This is a genomic window from Staphylococcus sp. EG-SA-14 (assembly GCF_017151935.1).
Taxonomy (GTDB): Bacteria; Bacillota; Bacilli; order Staphylococcales; family Staphylococcaceae; genus Staphylococcus; species Staphylococcus aureus.
Window position 1 is genome coordinate 215668 of sequence record NZ_JACVZM010000002.1, and the last position, 19838, is coordinate 235505.

General features: G+C 31.9%; 18 protein-coding genes. 6 read left to right on the plus strand and 12 right to left on the minus strand.

From position 1 onward, the window contains the following. The first annotated feature begins 404 nt into the window (after positions 1-404). On the plus strand, positions 405-1316 hold the full coding sequence (locus IDG63_RS03300) for a COX15/CtaA family protein (protein ID WP_000467123.1): 912 nt from the start codon (positions 405-407) through the stop codon (positions 1314-1316). A 139-nt stretch (positions 1317-1455) separates the two neighbouring features. Here IDG63_RS03300 and IDG63_RS03305 read toward each other — a convergent pair whose 3' ends face one another. From IDG63_RS03305 to IDG63_RS03315, 3 genes are all read right to left on the minus strand, one after another. Further along, on the minus strand, positions 1456-4908 hold the full coding sequence (locus tag IDG63_RS03305; RefSeq protein ID WP_000809500.1) for a pyruvate carboxylase: 3453 nt from the start codon (positions 4906-4908) through the stop codon (positions 1456-1458). 553 nt (positions 4909-5461) lie between these two features. Next, positions 5462-6688: a cell division peptidoglycan polymerase FtsW gene (ftsW, locus tag IDG63_RS03310; protein ID WP_000787940.1), complete on the minus strand. Its 1227-nt coding sequence runs from the start codon at positions 6686-6688 to the stop codon at positions 5462-5464. A 313-nt stretch (positions 6689-7001) separates the two neighbouring features. Further along, positions 7002-7277 (minus strand): Fpa/YlaN family protein, encoded by a 276-nt coding sequence (locus tag IDG63_RS03315; RefSeq protein ID WP_001118417.1) that lies wholly within the window; start codon positions 7275-7277, stop codon positions 7002-7004. Between the two features lie 140 nt (positions 7278-7417). Between IDG63_RS03315 and IDG63_RS03320 the strand changes: the two genes are divergently transcribed. After that, positions 7418-7900 (plus strand): hypothetical protein, encoded by a 483-nt coding sequence (locus IDG63_RS03320; protein ID WP_000614712.1) that lies wholly within the window; start codon positions 7418-7420, stop codon positions 7898-7900. A 1-nt stretch (position 7901) separates the two neighbouring features. Continuing rightward, positions 7902-8069 carry a YlaI family protein gene (locus IDG63_RS03325; RefSeq protein WP_001250275.1) on the plus strand — a complete coding sequence of 56 codons (168 nt, stop codon included), beginning with the start codon at positions 7902-7904 and terminating at the stop codon, positions 8067-8069. A 139-nt stretch (positions 8070-8208) separates the two neighbouring features. Here the strand turns inward: IDG63_RS03325 and typA are convergent, their stop codons facing one another. After that, positions 8209-10056 carry a translational GTPase TypA gene (gene typA / locus IDG63_RS03330; protein WP_000182654.1) on the minus strand — a complete coding sequence of 616 codons (1848 nt, stop codon included), beginning with the start codon at positions 10054-10056 and terminating at the stop codon, positions 8209-8211. Positions 10057-10157: 101 nt separating this feature from the next. Between typA and IDG63_RS03335 the strand changes: the two genes are divergently transcribed. After that, positions 10158-10349, plus strand: coding sequence for a DUF5325 family protein (locus IDG63_RS03335; RefSeq protein ID WP_000810620.1), 192 nt, complete (start codon positions 10158-10160; stop codon positions 10347-10349). A 153-nt stretch (positions 10350-10502) separates the two neighbouring features. On the opposite strand, the gene IDG63_RS03340 is transcribed toward IDG63_RS03335, so the two are convergent. Then, a complete protein-coding gene (locus tag IDG63_RS03340) occupies positions 10503-11330 on the minus strand; it encodes an inositol monophosphatase family protein (protein WP_001240316.1) in 828 nt (275 codons plus the stop codon). Positions 11331-11486: 156 nt separating this feature from the next. Here IDG63_RS03340 and IDG63_RS03345 point away from each other — a divergent pair, with 156 nt between their 5' ends. Beyond that, complete coding sequence (locus tag IDG63_RS03345; RefSeq protein WP_000170598.1) at positions 11487-12101, plus strand: YktB family protein; 615 nt, start codon at positions 11487-11489, stop codon at positions 12099-12101. A gap of 184 nt (positions 12102-12285) precedes the next feature. Further along, on the plus strand, positions 12286-13638 hold the full coding sequence (locus tag IDG63_RS03350) for an Nramp family divalent metal transporter (RefSeq protein ID WP_001060842.1): 1353 nt from the start codon (positions 12286-12288) through the stop codon (positions 13636-13638). A gap of 78 nt (positions 13639-13716) precedes the next feature. Here the strand turns inward: IDG63_RS03350 and IDG63_RS03355 are convergent, their stop codons facing one another. The 7 genes from IDG63_RS03355 to IDG63_RS03385 form a co-directional block, all read right to left on the minus strand. Further along, positions 13717-14136 (minus strand): DUF4064 domain-containing protein, encoded by a 420-nt coding sequence (locus tag IDG63_RS03355; protein ID WP_001080468.1) that lies wholly within the window; start codon positions 14134-14136, stop codon positions 13717-13719. A 282-nt stretch (positions 14137-14418) separates the two neighbouring features. Further along, a complete protein-coding gene (gene auxB / locus IDG63_RS03360; protein ID WP_000145499.1) occupies positions 14419-15438 on the minus strand; it encodes a lipoteichoic acid stability factor AuxB in 1020 nt (339 codons plus the stop codon). A 73-nt stretch (positions 15439-15511) separates the two neighbouring features. Further along, positions 15512-16585, minus strand: a complete 1074-nt coding sequence (locus tag IDG63_RS03365) for an ABC transporter substrate-binding protein (protein ID WP_000819684.1) — start codon at positions 16583-16585, stop codon at positions 15512-15514. Then, a complete protein-coding gene (locus IDG63_RS03370) occupies positions 16585-17394 on the minus strand; it encodes an ABC transporter permease (protein WP_000872390.1) in 810 nt (269 codons plus the stop codon). The genes IDG63_RS03365 and IDG63_RS03370 overlap by 1 nt, the downstream gene beginning before the upstream one ends. Positions 17395-17399: 5 nt before the next feature. Further along, positions 17400-18197, minus strand: coding sequence for an ABC transporter permease (locus IDG63_RS03375; protein ID WP_001246559.1), 798 nt, complete (start codon positions 18195-18197; stop codon positions 17400-17402). Beyond that, entirely contained in the window at positions 18190-19284 is a 1095-nt protein-coding gene (locus tag IDG63_RS03380) for an ABC transporter ATP-binding protein (RefSeq protein WP_000433551.1), read from the minus strand. The genes IDG63_RS03375 and IDG63_RS03380 overlap by 8 nt, the downstream gene beginning before the upstream one ends. A gap of 12 nt (positions 19285-19296) precedes the next feature. Then, a complete protein-coding gene (locus tag IDG63_RS03385; protein ID WP_001020625.1) occupies positions 19297-19836 on the minus strand; it encodes a helix-turn-helix domain-containing protein in 540 nt (179 codons plus the stop codon). Between the last annotated feature and the right edge of the window lie 2 nt (positions 19837-19838).

Genomic DNA, 19838 nt, shown 5'->3' on the forward strand with positions numbered 1-19838 from the left:
GATATCTTAGATTGCATAAAAAGACTAGGTTTAATAAAATTAAATTGTGACAAATTAACGACAAGAGAAAATGTCAATTTTGTGACACAAATAACATTTAATTTATTGCTATAATGTATATGTTAGAAAATTTTAATAAGTAGAATCATGCATCTAAAAGAGATTAATATTTAAGCTTCAAATTTGAGTAAACGTGGATTACATAATTATCCCAATAAAAAAATCATTACGATTAAGTTCTTTTTATGTCGTCCACATACAATACTTGTAAAATTAAATCATATTTCCTGCGTTGGATCCCATCTTTTCATATCCTACAATCAGGTCAATTTATAGTATCATCTCAAATCCGGCTATTAATTCTAATTCTCAGTGATGCGTTTTTTTATGATGGGGTGTATAAATTGTTTGGCAAAAAGAATTTAAAATGGTTAGGTGTCGTAGCAACGTTAATGATGACATTTGTACAACTTGGTGGAGCCTTAGTTACCAAAACCGGATCAGCTGATGGTTGTGGTTCTTCTTGGCCACTATGTCATGGTGCGTTGATTCCAGAATTCTTTCCTATTGATACGATTATTGAGTTAAGTCATAGAGCCGTTTCAGCTTTGTCTTTATTAATGGTCTTATGGTTAGTTATCACTGCATGGAAACATATAGGCTATATTAAAGAAATTAAACCTTTATCAATCATTAGTGTTGGATTCTTATTATTGCAAGCATTAATCGGAGCTGCTGCTGTTATTTGGCAACAAAACGATTACGTTTTAGCATTGCACTTTGGTATATCATTAATCAGTTTCTCATCTGTATTTTTAATAACATTGATTATTTTCTCTATAGATCAAAAATATGAAGCTGACGAATTATATATCAAAAAGCCATTAAGACGTTTAACATGGTTAATGGCAATCATCATTTATTGTGGTGTTTATACTGGTGCACTAGTGAGACATGCGGATGCAAGTTTAGCATATGGTGGTTGGCCATTGCCATTCCACGATCTTGTACCACATTCAGAACAAGATTGGGTTCAACTCACGCATCGTATCATGGCTTTTATAGTGTTTACGATTATTATGATTACTTATATTCATGCTGTTAAAAATTATCCAAATAACCGTACTGTTCATTATGGTTATACAGCTGCATTTATACTTGTTATATTACAAGTTATCACAGGTGCATTATCTATTATGACAAATGTTAACCTGATAATCGCACTTTTCCATGCATTATTTATCACTTATTTATTTGGTATGACAACATACTTTATCATGCTAATGTTACGATCAGTAAGAAGTGACAAGCAATAACAAAAAAGCAAACCGTAATTTTAATGGCACGCCCATTAAAATTACGGTTTTTTATATCAATATTTAAAATTAAACCTAAGCCATGTAAAAACGAGATTACACGTCAATTGTTGTGTAATCTCGTTTTATTTTAATCATTTTAGTCAGTTGCTTTTTCAATTTCGATTAATAAATCGCCTGTCGCTATTGTGTCACCATTATTTACAGTTACTTGTTTAATCACACCGTCAAATGGTGCTTGAATTGTTGTTTCCATTTTCATAGCTTCAGTAATTAGCAACGGCTGATTAGCTTTCACAGTTTCACCTACACTAACCTTGACTTCAGTTACTGAACCTGGCATTTGAGCACCGATATGACTTGGATTACTCTTATCTGCTTTTGGCTTAACGTTCGCATTTGTATGCACATTTTCATCTTTAATGTAAATACGTCTCGCTTGACCATTCATCGCATAGTAAATCGTTCTATTACCATTTTCATCTGGTTCACTAATCGTTTCTAGTTTAATAATTAATCGTTTACCTTTATCGATTTCGATTTCTACTGTTTCACCATTACGCATTCCAAAGAAGAATGTAGGCGTATCAAGTAACGATAAGTTTCCGTATTGATTTCTAGTTTGAATATATTGTTCATATACTTTTGGATATAGTACATAACTAATAATATCTTGCTCCGTAACAGGACCTTGTTGCTCTTCTTCAAGCAACTCACGGACTTTTTCAAAATCAACTGGCTCTAGATATTCACCTGGACGAGCTGTTAGTGCTTCTTGGCCTTTTAAAATAACCGCTTGTAAATCTTTATTAAAACCATTTACAGGTTGTCCTATTTCACCTTTGAAGAACGACACTACTGATTCTGGGAAATCTAATTTATAGCCATCTGTAATCACGGATTGTTCATCAAGATCATTTTGTACCATATAAAGTGCCATATCACCAACTACTTTAGACGATGGTGTTACTTTTACGATATCACCAAATAAGAAATTCACTCTGCGATACATATCTTTGACTTCATCAAATCTTTCGCCTAAACCTAAACTTTTAGCTTGTTGGCTTAAATTCGAATACTGTCCACCAGGCATTTCATGTTGATAAATTTCAGTATTCGGTGATTTGATATCACTTTCAAAGTCTGAATAATAAGTACGTACAGTTGACCAATAATGACTAAGTGACTCCATACCTTCAATATCAGTTCTAAGGTGACGCGGGAAGCCATTTAATGCATAATATAACGAATTGGCGCTTGGCTGACTTGTTAAACCACTCATTGAAGCAACAGCAGTATCAATGATATCGACACCAGCATCTATTGCTTGTTTGTATGTTAATAAACCATTACCACTTGTATCATGAGTGTGAAGATGAATTGGTAAATCTACAGCTGATTTCAACTCACCAATCAATTCGTAAGCGGCTTTAGGTTTTAATAAGCCTGCCATATCTTTAATCGCTAAAATATGGAAACCTTCACGTTCTAACTCTTTAGCTAGTTTGACATAATACTCTAAAGTATAAATGTTTGATCGCTCAGGATTTAAAATGTCACCTGTATAACAAATAGTACCTTCAGAGATTTTGCCCGCTTCTTGTACTGCTTCATTGGCAACTTTCATTTGATCTACCCAGTTTAATGAATCGAAAATTCTAAAGACATCTATGCCTGCTTTAGCACTTTCTTGTACGAATTTATGAATAACATTATCAGGATAGTTTTTATAACCAACTGCGTTTGAAGCACGTAACAACATTTGGAATAATACATTTGGAATAGCTTTACGTAGACGTTCAAGTCGTTCCCATGGGTTTTCCTTCAAGAAATTATATGCCACATCAAATGTAGCACCGCCCCACATTTCTAGTGAGAAACCATCTTTAAATACGTCCGCTGTTTTGGATGCGATATTAATCATATCCTTAGTTCTAACTCGTGTAGCTAATAATGATTGGTGTGCATCTCTAAAGGTTGTATCTGTTAGTAAGACATCATCCTGCTTTTTAACCCATTCAGCTACACCTTTTGGACCTACTTCATCAAGCAATTGTTTCGTACCACTAAATGAAGCGATTTTACTTGAAGATACAGTTGGAATTGATGCTAATTCATAGTCTGGTTTCGGACGTTTCTCAACATTTGGGAAACCATTAATTGTTACATTACCTATATATTCTAATGTTTTAGTACCTCTATCTAGAGACGGCTGAATGTCGAAAAGTTCTGGTGTTTCTTCAATAAATTTAGTTGTGTAATCACCACTTGTGAACTTTTTATTCTTCATTACATTAATTAAGAATGGAATATTAGTTTTAACACCACGAATACGCATTTCTCGTAATGAACGTACCATTTTTTCTTCTGCTTGTTTAAATGATATCGCGTGTGTAGATAATTTTACGAGTAATGAATCATAATAAGGTGATATCTCAGCACCTTGGAAACCATCTCCAGCATCAAGACGTACACCAAAGCCACCGCTTGAACGATAAGCAATGATTGTTCCAGTATCCGGCATGAAATCATTTAACGGATCTTCTGTTGTAATACGACATTGGATGGCATAGCCTAATGTTGTAATATCTTTTTGTTGCGGCATATTAATCTCTTCACCAAATAAATCGGCACCTGCTGCAACTAAAATTTGTGTCTTAACAATATCAATTCCTGTTACCATCTCTGTAATTGTATGCTCTACTTGTACACGAGGGTTAACTTCTATAAAGAAGAATTCGTCACCAGATACTAGAAATTCAACAGTACCTGCATTGACATATTTAATATTTTCCATCAATTGAATTGCAGCATCACAAATACGTTGACGTAATGTTGGTGATAATCCAACTGATGGTGCAACTTCTACAACTTTTTGATGACGACGTTGTACAGAACAATCACGTTCAAATAAGTGTACGATATTTCCATGTTCGTCACCTATAACTTGTACTTCAATATGCTTTGGATTATCAATGTATCTTTCTATGTAAACTTCACTATTACCAAATGATTTTTCAGCTTCTGATTTTGCTCTATGGAAAGCATCTTCTAATTCACTTTCTTCACGAACGATTCTCATACCTTTACCGCCGCCACCACTTGTGGCTTTAATCATTAGCGGGAAACCAGCTTCTTCTGCAAATTCTTTTGCTAATTCATATGATTTAATTGGACCGTCTGTACCAGGAATAACTGGTAAATCTGCCTTGATAGCCGTTGCACGAGCTTTAACTTTATCTCCAAACATATCTAAATGTTCTAAATGAGGACCAATAAATTTAATTCCTTCTTCTGCACAACGACGCGCAAATTGTTCATTTTCACTTAAAAATCCATAGCCAGGATGAATCGCATCCACATTCGCTTGTTTTGCTACATCAATGATACGCTCAATATTTAAATAACTTTCAGCAGGACCTAAATCACTTCCAACTAAATAGGATTCATCTGCTTTATATCTATGTAATGAACTTTTGTCTTCATTCGAATAAATTGCAACTGTGCTGATGTCTAATTCTGCCGCCGCTCTGAATATACGAATTGCAATTTCTCCACGGTTAGCAACAAGTAACTTTTTTATTTGTTTCAATAGCGATACACTCCTCAAACTATTAGAATTTTCTAACTAATTAGATAATAAAATTTTATCTTAAAGCGCTCTGTTTTGCTATAGTTATGTTTCAAATTTTCAAAATTTAACATTCTTGAGACAATTAAAACCTCCATTTCAGAAATAATAATTTCAAAAATGACTATGCAACAACAGGTAGTTCACGTTTTTGTTGTGAAACATTTTCGATTTCTACAACTCTATAAAATTAAAAATAAAATTGCAAAACATCAACATTTATTATCAATAGCGATAACTTTATCTTATCATCATGATTCTAATTTCGCCACCACATTTAGTAATTTTTAGTCATAAAATTTAGTTATAATTATACGTTGTTTTGTTTATAAAATTTGATAATCATGAGTAATCTCGTAATATCAAAACAAAAAGGAAGTTAAGCGTTGTTTGGTTGCCTAACTTCCGTTATTGAACTCATCAGTCCGATTTGACAAAGAGTATATAAATAGCCAATGTTTAGCATCGATTAATGACAGAAGTCATCTCGTACTAAATATTGGCTAGTATTTTTTTAATTAAATTGTCTTCTTATATCAACTTTTTGTTGTTGTTTCTTTCGTTGCTGGTCTACTTTGATTTGTTTACCTACAATCAGAAGTAATCCCATAGCAATACTTAAACTAATCATTGATGATCCACCAAAGCTGATAAATGGCAATGGCACACCAGTTAATGGAATTGTTGCCGAAATACCGCCAATGTTTACAAATGTTTGACTTCCAAAGTATGTGGCAATCCCAACACACACAAGTTTATAAAAATATGATGATGTTTTATTTGCAAACTGGAAGGCACGATATACAATAAAGAACTCTAAAGTAATAACTAGCAATCCTCCGATTAAACCTAATTCTTCGCAAATAATTGCAAAAATAAAATCTGTATGTGGTTCTGGTAAATAGCCCAATTTCATTGCACTATTTCCTAATCCTTTTCCAAATACGCCACCGTTACCTATCGCAAGCAATGAATTGGAAATATGGTATCCAGTTCCTGATTCGAATTGGAATGGATCTGTTAGCGTACTAAATCTGGCAGTTAAATAACTTGGTAACCAACCAGCCATTAATGCAATGACAAATACTACTAAGAATCCTAGCACTGCTGGTATACCAAATCTTAGGACTTTGTTTACCCCAATTCCTGAATAAAAAATGATTGCAACTAAAATAATTAATATTAGTAATGTTTGCCCTACGTCTTTTTGTAGGAAAACTAAAAACGTACAACCTAATGCTAATACAATAGGACTTAAAATTAATTTTGGTTTACTTAATACTCTAGGCATTTTTTTACTGATCATAAATGGGATATATAATATGATTGCAATTTTTAATAACTCAGATGCCTGTAAGTTCATAAATCCTAAGTTTATCCAACTTTTAGAACCATTAATATCTTTACCTATTACTAACGTCAGTAATAATAGTGAGACGATAGTTATAATCATACCTTTTTGCACTTTAATATTACTCAGTAATTTAACATTCATTAAAAATGCAATAAAAAATACAATTATAAAACTCATTATGACATATGCTAATTGTCGGTTGTAAAAATACGTTCCTGGAACATCGATACCACCAGTCAATGTGCCTTTAGTTGCTGGAACCATACTTGCACTATATACCATAACTAATCCAATTAAACTCAATACAATATATGTAACTAATAACGGATAATCAATAAACTTTGAGGTTTTACCAATATACCGTAAAATACTTCTAAAATTCTTCATATATTCAGTCATCCAATTCTACAATTTATACTTCAAATGATTTCGTTTTATACTTTAATTTTAAAAATCCATGTTACTTATTATATACATGACACAGTCATAATCACAAATATTAACAGGTCTCTTGAGGTAATTTATAGAATATTTGTTTACTTAATATCGTGAATTGCTAAAACCCAATAAAAGTGACTGACATGTCATCAAGAAGACAACATAACAGCCACTTTAATCAGTAATTAAACTATAAATATAAAATCGGCGCAGCTCAATTGTCGATATCTCACGCCATTTTAATATGCTTATATATTAAACCTTAAACAAGTGTAAAAGCTTCATGTAATTTTGAAAGTTCTTTCTCAAGACGTAACATAATTTGTTTGCCATCTTCGCGGTCAACTAAACCTAATTTAACAGCAAAATCAACTTCTTTTTGAAGTCCAAACATTTGTGTATCTAGTACTTCTTCATATAATGGGCATGAAGGTAATGTTAAATTATCTAGTTGAACTTTAATCAGATGCAAGATTTCATCAGCATCTTTAGTCAATTGTTTCAAAGCTGCATTTTTCATTGTTGCTTGTTTCGCCATGACACGCTCCCCCTCTATATAAATTCTCAAGTCTTACTAAAAGTTTATCTTACTAAATATTAAAAAGCAAGTAGATTTAAAATGTGTCGTTAGCAATTTGTGTTAAAATAATGCTATATACATTGATAGGGAGTGGGAAAATGATACAAATTAAAGGAGCCGTAAAGTTTCCTATAACATTAGATAGTACGACTTGGATTTTCGATGATAGAAAAGTTAGCATCGAAGATTTAGAAAAAGGTGTATTTGATGGTTCAAAACCAATCGACTTTGAAGATAATCATGAATGGAATCGTGCTATCCTAGAAGGACAAACTAATCCGCCTACTTTAAATTCAGAAATAAAATATAAAAAACGCGCCATGTTAGAAGGTTCATTTGTCATTAATATGACACCATTTTTCAAACATTCCGAACCACATGACTCTGCAACTACTATTCGATTATCAAATGAGCATGATCATTTAGATATACCGATAGATCTATTACCCTATTTATTTTTCCAATTTGCAAAAGACGGTAAACGACTTTACAGCGATAATGGTGTAGATAGTTTTATTTACAATCAAGAAGATGGTTATTCATATCGAATCAACCATGTAACTCATATTGAGGTGATTTAATTTGAGACAAGTGCAATGCATTATCTGTGATGCAAAAGTATTTATAGATGAGCGCACAACTGAGTCTAAACGACTTAAAAACAATCCTATTCGAACATTTATGTGTGATGATTGTAAAAGTCGATTAGACACACCTAAACAACGTGCGCAACACTATCCGCTCGATTAATATCTGAATAAACAAGTTAGAAATTTGAAAATGTGAAAGTAACAGGAAATAATAGCATTTAAACACTTTTTCAAATATTATATGCCAAAAGAGAAGCTAAGCAACTTTCATCGCTCAGCTTCTCTTTTATTATGTTAAATTATTCGTTTTCTTGCATCATTTGTTTGATACGCTTTGCTTCTTTTTCACGAACATTTTTGTTTAAAATTTTCTTTCTTAAACGTATGCTTTCTGGTGTAACCTCAACAAGTTCATCATCATTAATGAATTGTAACGCTTCTTCCAATGTTAGAATACGCGGTCTATTCATTGTTTGTGTTTGGTCTTTCGTTGCAGAACGTACGTTAGTTTGATGTTTTGTTTTAGTGATGTTAACAGTTAAATCATTTTCACGATTATGTTCACCAACAATCATACCTTCATAAACTTCAGTACCAGGTTCCATGAAGTTTACACCTCTATCTTCAAGTCCCAAAATGGCATAAGTACTTGCAGAACCTTGATCCATTGAAATTAATGCACCATTACGACGACCGCCAATTTGTGCTTTAATACGTGGTCTAAATTCTTCAAATGTATGGTTAATAATACCGTAACCTCTTGTCATTGACATAAATTCAGTCGTATAACCAATCATACCACGAGCCGGTACATTAAAGATTAAACGTGTAAGTCCATTATCAGTTGTAGTCATATCAACCATTTCACCTTTACGTGCACCTAATGATTCAATAACAGCACCTGCATTTTCTTGTGGCACTTCACATTGCACACGTTCAAATGGTTCACACATTACACCATCTATTTCTTTAATAATTACTTGTGGTTTTGAAACTTGTAATTCATAACCTTCACGACGCATATTTTCAATAAGGATTGATAAATGCAATTCACCGCGACCAGCAACTACCCATGTATCTGGAGAATCTGTGTTAGAAACTTTCAAAGATACATCTGTTTCTAATTGTTGATTTAAACGTTCTTGAATTTGACGCGCTGTTACAAAGTCACCTTCACGGCCAGCAAATGGAGAATTGTTAACTTTAAATGTCATTTCAAGAGTAGGCTCATCAATACGTAGAACTGGCAATGCTTCTTGATGGTCATGTGGTGTTACAGTTTCACCAACATTAATGTCTTCCATACCTGAAACAGCAATTAAATCTCCAGCTTGTGCTTCTTCAATTTCTAAACGTTTTAATCCAAAGTAACCAAAGATTTTAGTTACACGGAAGTTTTTCACTGTACCGTCTAATTTAATTAGTGATACATTATCTCCGACACGCATTTTACCTCTGAATACACGACCAATACCAATACGTCCAACATAATCATTGTAGTCCAACAATGCTACTTGGAATTGTAATGGCTCATCACTGTTATCAATTGGAGCTGGTACATAATCAATAATTGTTTCATATAATGATTGTAAATTATCATCTTGCTTTTCAGGATCTAAGCTAGCTGTACCATTTACTGCTGAAGCATAAACAACAGGGAATTCTAATTGTTCATCGTTTGCTTCTAATTCAATAAATAAATCTAAAACTTCATCTACAACACCCTCTGGACGTGCTGATGGTTTATCAATTTTATTAACAACAACAACAGGTTTCAGGTTTTGTTCTAGCGCTTTTTTAAGTACAAAACGTGTTTGAGGCATTGTACCTTCATACGCATCTACTACTAAGACAACCCCATCAACCATTTTCATAATACGTTCTACTTCTCCACCAAAGTCTGCATGTCCTGGTGTATCCAAAATATTAATACGTGTACCTTTATAATCAACAGCCGTATTTTTGGCTAGAATCGTAATTCCACGCTCTCTTTCGATATCGTTAGAGTCCATTGCACGTTCATCGACATGTTCATTTTCTCTGAATATACCAGATTGTTTTAACAACTCATCTACTAAAGTTGTTTTACCATGGTCAACGTGAGCAATAATTGCTATATTGCGGACATCTTCTCTTTTATTAGTCATATAAATAGTTTCCTTCTTTCTTAAGTAAAATCCCACTTTTAATTACAACTTTTTTATTATATCATATAATTGAGAAAAGATAAGCAAAAGGTGGGGATAGGATGAAACAAAAAAAATCTAAAAATATCTTTTGGGTATTTTCTATATTAGCTGTTGTTTTCTTAGTATTATTTAGTTTTGCTGTTGGTGCATCAAATGTACCAATGATGATTTTAACATTTATATTACTCGTTGCAACCTTTGGAATTGGATTTACTACAAAGAAAAAATATCGAGAAAACGATTGGCTATAAGTTATATCGACAATAACACGCGTTGATTTAAGACCACACATGTTCATGATGAACATTTAACTGGTTTTATATTGGCGCGTGTTTTTATTATTTAAGGTATAAAAGCGTAATATGTTACCTAATTGTTAGGACTACATATTACGCTTTTGGTAATTATTTTGATTTTCTTTTAAATCGTTGTTCATGTAATTGTATTAACGCATCATGGTGGGGCTCTAAATAATCATTGCTAATTTCTTGATGGAGACCACGATTTCCAACTAAGATTGAATTTGGACCACTAATTGTTAATGGTTCTCCTAGTAAATTGGAAGCTTGTCCATTTACTTCATATAAAATAACCAATCCGCCAGCAAAATCCCATGGTTGAAGTCTTGGCGTCATATATGCTTCTAAATTACCTGTAGCAACTGAAACGATTTCAAGCGCTGCACTACCATATGCCCTTGCACTTCTAGAATCATTAACAATTTCTTTAAAGATTTCTCCTAAAATTGGTTTAGTTAACCAGTTCGGATTGATCCCAATAATGCTTTGTCTTAGATTAGAATCATTCAATGGTTTCAAGGGTTGGCTACCTCGATATGCACCCTCCCCTACTTTAGCATGATATAAGACGTCAGCCATAACATCATATACAAAACCTGCATAAGGTTTACCATCGATATAAATACCAATTGAAATTGCGAAATTTTCTTGTTGATGAACAAAATTCAATGTACCGTCTATTGGGTCAACAACCCATACCGTACCTTTGGAAGTATCGATGTCATGACCATGCCCTTCTTCACCTAATACTTGATGATTGGGATATGTTTCTAAAATTGTATCAAAAATAAAATCTTCTGTTGCTTTATCTACATTTGTAACAAGGTCATTCGGATTTGACTTTGTTTCAATTGTTAAATTTTGCTCCATCAATTGTTTAATTCTAATTCCTGCTTCTTGAATAAGTCCTTGGGCAAATCCATAAAGTGCCATAACATCATCTCCTAACATCTTTATTATACATCAACATTTTATAAAAATAACTTCTTATGATAAAAATGAAAATACTAATTTTAATGAGAGCGTCTTAAGCCGCAATTGATAAAACATATGCTACAATATTTTTAAACACTATACAGGAGGTACTCTATGACAAAATATACATTTAAACCTAAAGATTTCAAAGCGTTCAACGTAGAAGGCTTAGACGCACGAATGGAAGCTTTAAACGAATACATACGACCACAACTCCATGAATTAGGAGAATATTTTAGTGACTTCTTTACAAGTCAAACTGGTGAAACATTTTATCCTCACGTAGCAAAGCATGCTAGAAGAAGTGTGAATCCTCCTAAAGATACATGGGTTGCTTTTGCAACAAACAAAAGAGGCTATAAAATGTTACCTCATTTCCAAATTGGTATGTTTGAAGATCAACTGTTTGTTATGTTTGGAATCATGCATGAAGCAAAAGATAAAGCAACACGTGCAAAAGTTTTTGAAAGAAAATTTAAAGCTATTCAACAATTACCTGATGATTATCGTGTTTGCTTAGATCATATGAAACCTGATAAACCATTTATTAAAGATTTAACGGATGATGATTTAAAAGAAGCGATACAAAGAGCCATCAATGTGAAAAAAGGTGAATTCTTTATAGCGCGTGCAATCACACCACAAGATAAAAGATTAAAAAGTGACAAAGCATTTATTGCATTTTTAGAAGAAACCTTCGATCAGTTCTTACCATTTTATTCTGCATAAATAACTTTGTTTAAATAATAGAGCACGTAATCACATCCATGATTTCGTGCTCTTTTTTTCTTAATATTAAATCGAACGTTCAACATAATAATTCATACTTTTAAAAAAATTAAAATAAATTTAGGTTGACCTAAACATTTTATTAGGTTATTATATTGTCCATAAGAAGTAGAGGTGAGTCAAAATGAATAATAAACGACATTCAACAAATGAACAATTAAGTTTAGACGAAATAAACAATACAATTAAATTCGATCATCGCAGTTCAAATAAACAGAAATTTTTATCATTTCTTGGACCTGGGTTATTAGTCGCTGTTGGTTACATGGATCCCGGAAACTGGATAACATCAATGCAAGGTGGCGCCCAATATGGCTATACTTTGCTATTCGTAATTCTTATTTCAAGTTTATCAGCAATGTTACTTCAAAGCATGACAGTGAGATTAGGAATAGCAACAGGTATGGACTTAGCTCAAATGACACGACATTATTTATCAAGACCTATTGCTATAATCTTTTGGATCATTGCAGAACTAGCAATTATCGCTACAGATATTGCTGAGGTTATTGGTAGTGCTATTGCTCTTAATCTCCTATTTAACATACCTTTAATCGTCGGTGCACTAATAACTGTACTTGATGTATTTTTACTACTATTTATAATGAAATATGGTTTTAGAAAAATTGAAGCTATTGTTGGTACATTAATTTTCACAGTGTTATTCATCTTTATATTTGAAGTCTATATTTCATCACCACAGTTGAATGCTGTGTTAAATGGATTTATACCACATAGTGAAATCATTACAAATAACGGCATTCTCTATATTGCATTAGGTATTATTGGCGCTACAATTATGCCTCATAATTTGTACTTACATTCATCAATTGTACAATCTAGAACATACTCAAGACATAACAATGAAGAAAAGGCGCAAGCGATTAAATTTGCTACGATAGATTCGAACATTCAGTTATCAATCGCATTTGTAGTCAATTGCTTATTATTAGTGTTAGGAGCATCACTATTTTTCAACTCAAACGCTGACGATTTAGGTGGTTTCTATGATTTATATCACGCCTTAAAAACTGAACCTGTACTAGGTGCAACAATGGGTGCAATCATGAGTACATTATTTGCAGTTGCATTATTAGCGTCAGGTCAAAATTCAACGATTACTGGTACTTTAGCAGGACAAATTGTAATGGAAGGATTTTTAAGATTACACATACCAAATTGGTTAAGACGTTTAATTACACGTTCCCTTGCTGTCATTCCTGTTATCGTATGCTTAATCATTTTTAAAGGTAATGCAGCTAAAATTGAGCAACTACTTGTATTCTCTCAAGTATTTTTAAGTATTGCTCTGCCATTCTGTTTAATACCATTACAATTAGCTACTAGTAATAAAGACTTGATGGGACCTTTCTATAATAAAACATGGGTTAATATCATTTCATGGACACTTATTATTATTCTAAGTATTTTAAATGTCTATTTAATCGTTCAAACATTCCAAGAACTACAAAGTTAAAAATAAAACCATTAAAATGTTGGTTGTATCTAATAATTAACAACTTAACATTTTAATGGTTTTTTTGCTATGAACATATTAATGATAAATATACTCATCGTCCTTATGTGTAGTTTCTTTTGATTCTTTTTTAGAAATCAACATAATCATCACGATAATCCATAAGACAATTGCAATTAAATTAAGAGCCATCAAACTTACAATTATCGCGATAACAAAAAGTATAATCGATAATTTTCTACGCCCTTTAATACAAATTGTCGCAAATATACCATAAAGTGTTGAAATTAATAAAATAATTGTTAATGCACCCATTGTTGTCTGAAGCATATCTAAAGAAACATTGCCACCGTTCTGAGATAATTGCTTCGCTAATTCTTCACGTTGTGATGCATTACCACTTTTTAAAGAAAAATAGGATAGCCCCATAACTAATAAATAAATAATACTAATACTATTTGCAATCCAAGCCATGATTAATTCAGGTTTTCTATTCATCTTAAAATCCTTTCTTTGTTTAATATTTTAATAAGTATACTACGAGCCTATAGATATACGCACATTAATTTACTTGTATATTAACATATTTTTCATCTAATTTTTATAATAAGCATCTGAATTCAGATTGATGATAATTTAGGTGTATGGTAATGAGAAATCGTCATTTAAAATTTTGACACCTAAACACTTTAATTAAACGTTATCGATGATTAACCTCATATAAAAACCCAGATTAATAAGCAAAAGACCTCTACTTACTAATCTGGGTATCATCAATATTTATTCTTGCTCTTTTTTGTCCTTAACTTCACTTGAATTGCGTTCTTCAGAAATATCATTGTTGTAAATTTGACGTCGCTCTTCAAAATTCATTCGACGTTGACTAACTGCGCTAGGTTGATTTTTCCTACGTTCTTTCATTCGTTGGTTATAAGCTTTACGTTTTTCTTTTTTCTTAGCTTTAATTTCAGCTTTTTCTCGCTTTTGTTGTGCTTTCAATTCTTTTGGATCAACTTCAGGTTCTGCATAATAACCATCATCTTCAATACCTAGTTCTTCAGTACTTTTTTGTTTGTATTTAGCCTGTCTGGATAATACTGATGGTTCTTCCTCAGTGCGCTCATCATGATTATATTCACTTTCAACTGCACGTTTAGGAAATTGATCATATTTATCTCTTTCCTGTTCTTGATCATATACAGTATTTGATTTATCCAATTCTTTTTCATATTTAGGCACATCATAATAATCATCTTTCGGTTGGGGGCGCTCATACACAGGTTCACGATAATCATAAATCGGTCCGTTATACTCTTCATAATATTGTGGCGCAACCATTTCAACTTTATCTTTTCTTATAAATAGCATCATCGCAATAATAAAGAATAATATCGGAATGATTAAAGTAACGATAAGTAAAACTAAAGGAATCGTTACAATTGCTGATATTAAGAATAAGAAACCTGACAAGATTCTTATATTCATAGATATGAGAGCTAAAAATGAAATCAACAAACAAACAATAAAGTAAACGATAATAGCCCATATACCATTTTGTAACCATATTACAAATTGTGTTGTATTATAGCCATTTCCAGCTAATAATTGCTGGATAAATGCATTATTGTTTAATGTATTTTCAAGATTAGCAATCGATGTGTTATTACTGAATGAAACAAGTGCTATAAACATCGTAATGACAGTAAGCACTAATAACATCACCCAACATAACCAACCTAGAACTTTTTCAGTTAATCTACTTACTGGACGTTTAATTTGAGTAAATTGTTCTCCAGTCATTCGTTACAACTCCTTATAGTACTTATCCCGTTATTATAACTAAATATACAGTAAATAACTACTATTTATGATTTTATTTTAATGACATTTTGAAATTCAAAAAGTTTTCATTGTATTCACTTAAAACTTCAGGTCCTAAATCTTTATAAACTTCAAGGCGTTCTTGCTCTTTCTTAGTCGGATAAAAACGATGGTCGTCTTTAATCTCTTTAGGCAACAATTGTCGAGCAGCCTTGTTTGGCGTTGCATAGCCTACGAATTCTGTATTTTGCTTGTTATTTTTAGCATCTAATAAAAAATTCATAAATTTATATGCACCCTCTTTATTTTGTGCCGTTTTTGGAATTACCATATTGTCGAACCATAAATTCGACCCTTCTTTAGGAATAACATAATTATATTTATCCCCTTCTTGCACTAGAGGTGCTGCAACACCACTCCAAACAACCGCTATGTTACCTTCATTTTGTTGAAGCATCATGGTAATTTCATCACCTACGACACCTCTTACTTGTGGTGCTAGTTTGGTTAAATCTCGCTCTGCTTCTTTTAAATGGTGCGAATTACGGTCATTAAGATTATACCCAAGTTTATTCAAACTCATGCCTATAATCTCTCTAGCACCGTCAACTAGTAAAATTTGGTTTTTAAATTTAGGATTATACAATGACTTCCAACTATCAAATGATTCATTTGGATACTTTTCTTTATTATATAAAATACCTACAGTTCCAAAGAAATAAGGTAAAGAATATTTATTGCCTTTATCAAATGACATATTCATATAATCTGAATCTAAATTTTTAATATTAGGTACCTTATTATGATCTATTGGTAACAATAAATGATCTCTTTTCAATTTTTGAACTGTATATTCACTAGGAAAAGCAACATCATAATGTGTACCGCCATTGCGAATTTTGGCTTCCATCGCTTCATTTGAATCGAAAGTTTCATAAACGACTTGAATGCCAGTTTCTTTTTCAAATTTCTTAATTAACTCTGGATCAATATATTCGCCCCAATTGTATACGTAAATTTTTTGATTTGTATGCACTTGTTCTTTAGATTTAAACCAATGACTTAAAGTAAGACAAAGCATACCCACAACTAATGCACCTATAATGAGTTGTAAAAAACGTTTCATTATTTTACACCTCGCTTGATTAGTTTTTTCTTATTTATCACGTATTGAATCAAATAATATCCTAGTATTCCTAATACAATAACAGCAAACAATAATGTTGAAATCGCATTAATTTCCATACTAATTCCTTTTCTCGCCATAGCATAAACTTCAACTGATAACACACTAAAGCCATTACCAGTAACGAAGAAACTTACTGTGAAATCGTCTAGTGAATAAGTTAAAGCCATAAAGAAACCTCCTATAATAGAAGGTAAAATATTAGGAATAATAATGTTGCTTAATAATTGTGGTTCAGTCGCTCCTAAATCTCTTGCAGCATTTAACATATTATTATTCATTTCATACAGTTGTGGTAAGACGATAATCACAACTATAGGTATGCAAAATGCAATATGAGATATTAGAACTGTCCAAAATCCTAAACCAAGACCAGTAAAATGGCCAATCGTTGTAAACATAATTAAGAATGATGCACCTATGACAACGTCGGATGATACCATCAAGACATTATTCAATGTTAGTAAAGTTACTTTAAACTTTTTATTTCTTAAATAATAAATAGCAATGGCACCAAATGTACCAATAACTGTAGAAATTGAGGCTGCTAAAAGTGCTACAGCTATCGTATTAAAAATGACCGACATTAAATGATCATTTTGAAATAATGATTGATAATGCTCTAATGTAAAATGTTCAAAGTGAATCATATTACCAGCCGAATTGAATGAATAGAACATTAAAAAGAATATTGGGATGTATAAAATCGCTAAAAGTATCCCGATATACAGCTTTCCATACCATTTCATATGATTCACCCTCTCCCATTAGATGATTTTGTAATGATTAAAATGAATGCCATAAATACAATTAAGAATATAGCTATAGTTGATCCCATACCATAATTTTGAATTGTTAAAAATTGTTCCTCTATTGCCGTACCTATATTTATGACTTTATTACCTGCAATTAATCTTGTAATCATAAATAATGAAAGTGATGGAATAAAGGTTACTTGAATCCCAGTCATAACACCTTCTTTTGTTAACGGCATGATTACTTTTCTAAAAGTATAGAAAGGACTGGCACCTAAATCACTTGAGGCCTGCAATAAATTATTAGGAATTGCTTTCATGCTATTAAATATAGGTAAAATCATAAATGGTATATAAATATAACTTGCTACTACTAAAAACGCACCAGTTGTAAATAACAAATTGAATGATGGTAAATTAAATAAGTGGAAAAATTGATTAATCACGCCATCATGACTTAATAAACCTATAAAAGCATATGTCTTTAACAATAAATTTATCCATGTTGGAATAATCATTATCATTAATAAGATATTTTGAAATTTCGAACGAGTAATATAATAGGCAGCTGGATAACTGATAGTCAAGGTAATAATTGTTATTAAAGCGGCATATAAAATTGAATATGCAAACATTTTCAAATATTTTGTAGTAAAAATTTGTTGATAATTCGTGAAACTAAAATGTCCATTGATATCTAAAAATGAAAAATAAATGAGTAATACAACTGGTACAATAATAAATATAACCATCCATAGTAAATACGGGATTAAGAGAAATTTATTAGTATTACGCATTGTCTACTTCCTCATAGCTTTCAATACGTTTATCAAATTCTTCTTCTGTTTCTCCAGGAACCATAATATGAATGGCTTCAGGATCAAAATAAAGACCAACTTCACTGCCTACTTCAGCTTTTTTAGTCGTTTGTATTACCCATTCATAACCTTTATTGTCTATACAACATATTTCATAGTGGACCCCTCTAAATAACATAGAATCAACAGTTGCTTTAAATAATCCTTCTTCAGCTTTGATTAATGATATATCTTCTGGTCGAATAACGACTTCTACTTTTTTATTTTCAGGAATACCCATATCGACACATTCGAAATCTTGCCCATAAATATTCACGACATAATCTCTAACCATGCGTCCTTCAACAATATTAGATTCTCCAATAAAATCAGCTACAAATCGATTCACTGGTTCGTCATATATATCTGTTGGTGTGCCAAATTGTTGAATTTTCCCATCTTTTAATACAAAAAGAAAGTCACTTAATGCTAACGCTTCTTCTTGATCATGTGTTACAAATATAAATGTAATACCTAATCTAGATTGCAATTCTCGTAATTCATATTGCATTTCAGTACGCAATTTCAAATCTAATGCGGATAAAGATTCATCTAACAATAATATTTCTGGTTCATTTACGATAGCACGTGCAATTGCAACACGTTGCTTTTGTCCGCCACTCATTTCATTAATATTCCTTTTTTCATAACCTGAAAGCTTAACTAATTTTAATGCCTCAGTTACTTTTTGATCAATTTCGGTTTTTGATAATTTTTTTAATTTCAAACCGAAAGCGATATTATCATAGACGTTTAAGTGTGGAAATAATGCATAATCTTGAAAGACTGTATTCACTTTACGTTTATTTGGCGGTAAATTACCAATTGGTTTGTTTTGATAAATCACTTCACCACTGTCAGGATATTCAAACCCTGCAATTAATTTTAAAATTGTTGTTTTACCACAACCTGAAGGACCTAATAATGTATAAAAGTATCCTGATTCAATATCAATATCTATGTCATCTAAGATATTAAGATCATCATAGCTTTTACTAACTGATTTTAATGATAATAACGGTTCCAAATAAGATCCCCCCTATAAATATGAAGCTGTCGCTACAATAAGTATTCGTGTTTCATTGTTTGATTCGTTTGACAAACGATGATTATCTCGTGCTTTAAAATACAAAACGTCTTCTTCTTGTGCTTGATATATCTCTTTGCCTAAATTAAGTGTTATCTGACCTGACATACAATAAATAAACGTATCAGACTCTGATGGATTAAAATTTTTATATGATGCTCCAGGCTTTAAAGTTAATATTAATGGCTCCATATCATATTCATTTGACTTTGAAACTAACCAATTTAATATATAACCTTCATCATACTCATCATAAATAACTTGTTCTTCCTTCTTGTATAATACTTTTTCATTTTCACTGTCTTTAAAAAATTCACTTGGCGTCGTTCCTAACACCTCTATAATATTTAAGAAAGTTTCCATACTTGGTGAGGCATGTTCACTTTCTATTTGTGAAATGTAGCCTTTCGATAAGTCTGTACGTTCAGCAAGTTCTTCTTGCGTTAAATTTTTAATTCTTCTAAGATTTTTAATTTTATTACCTATGTTCATTT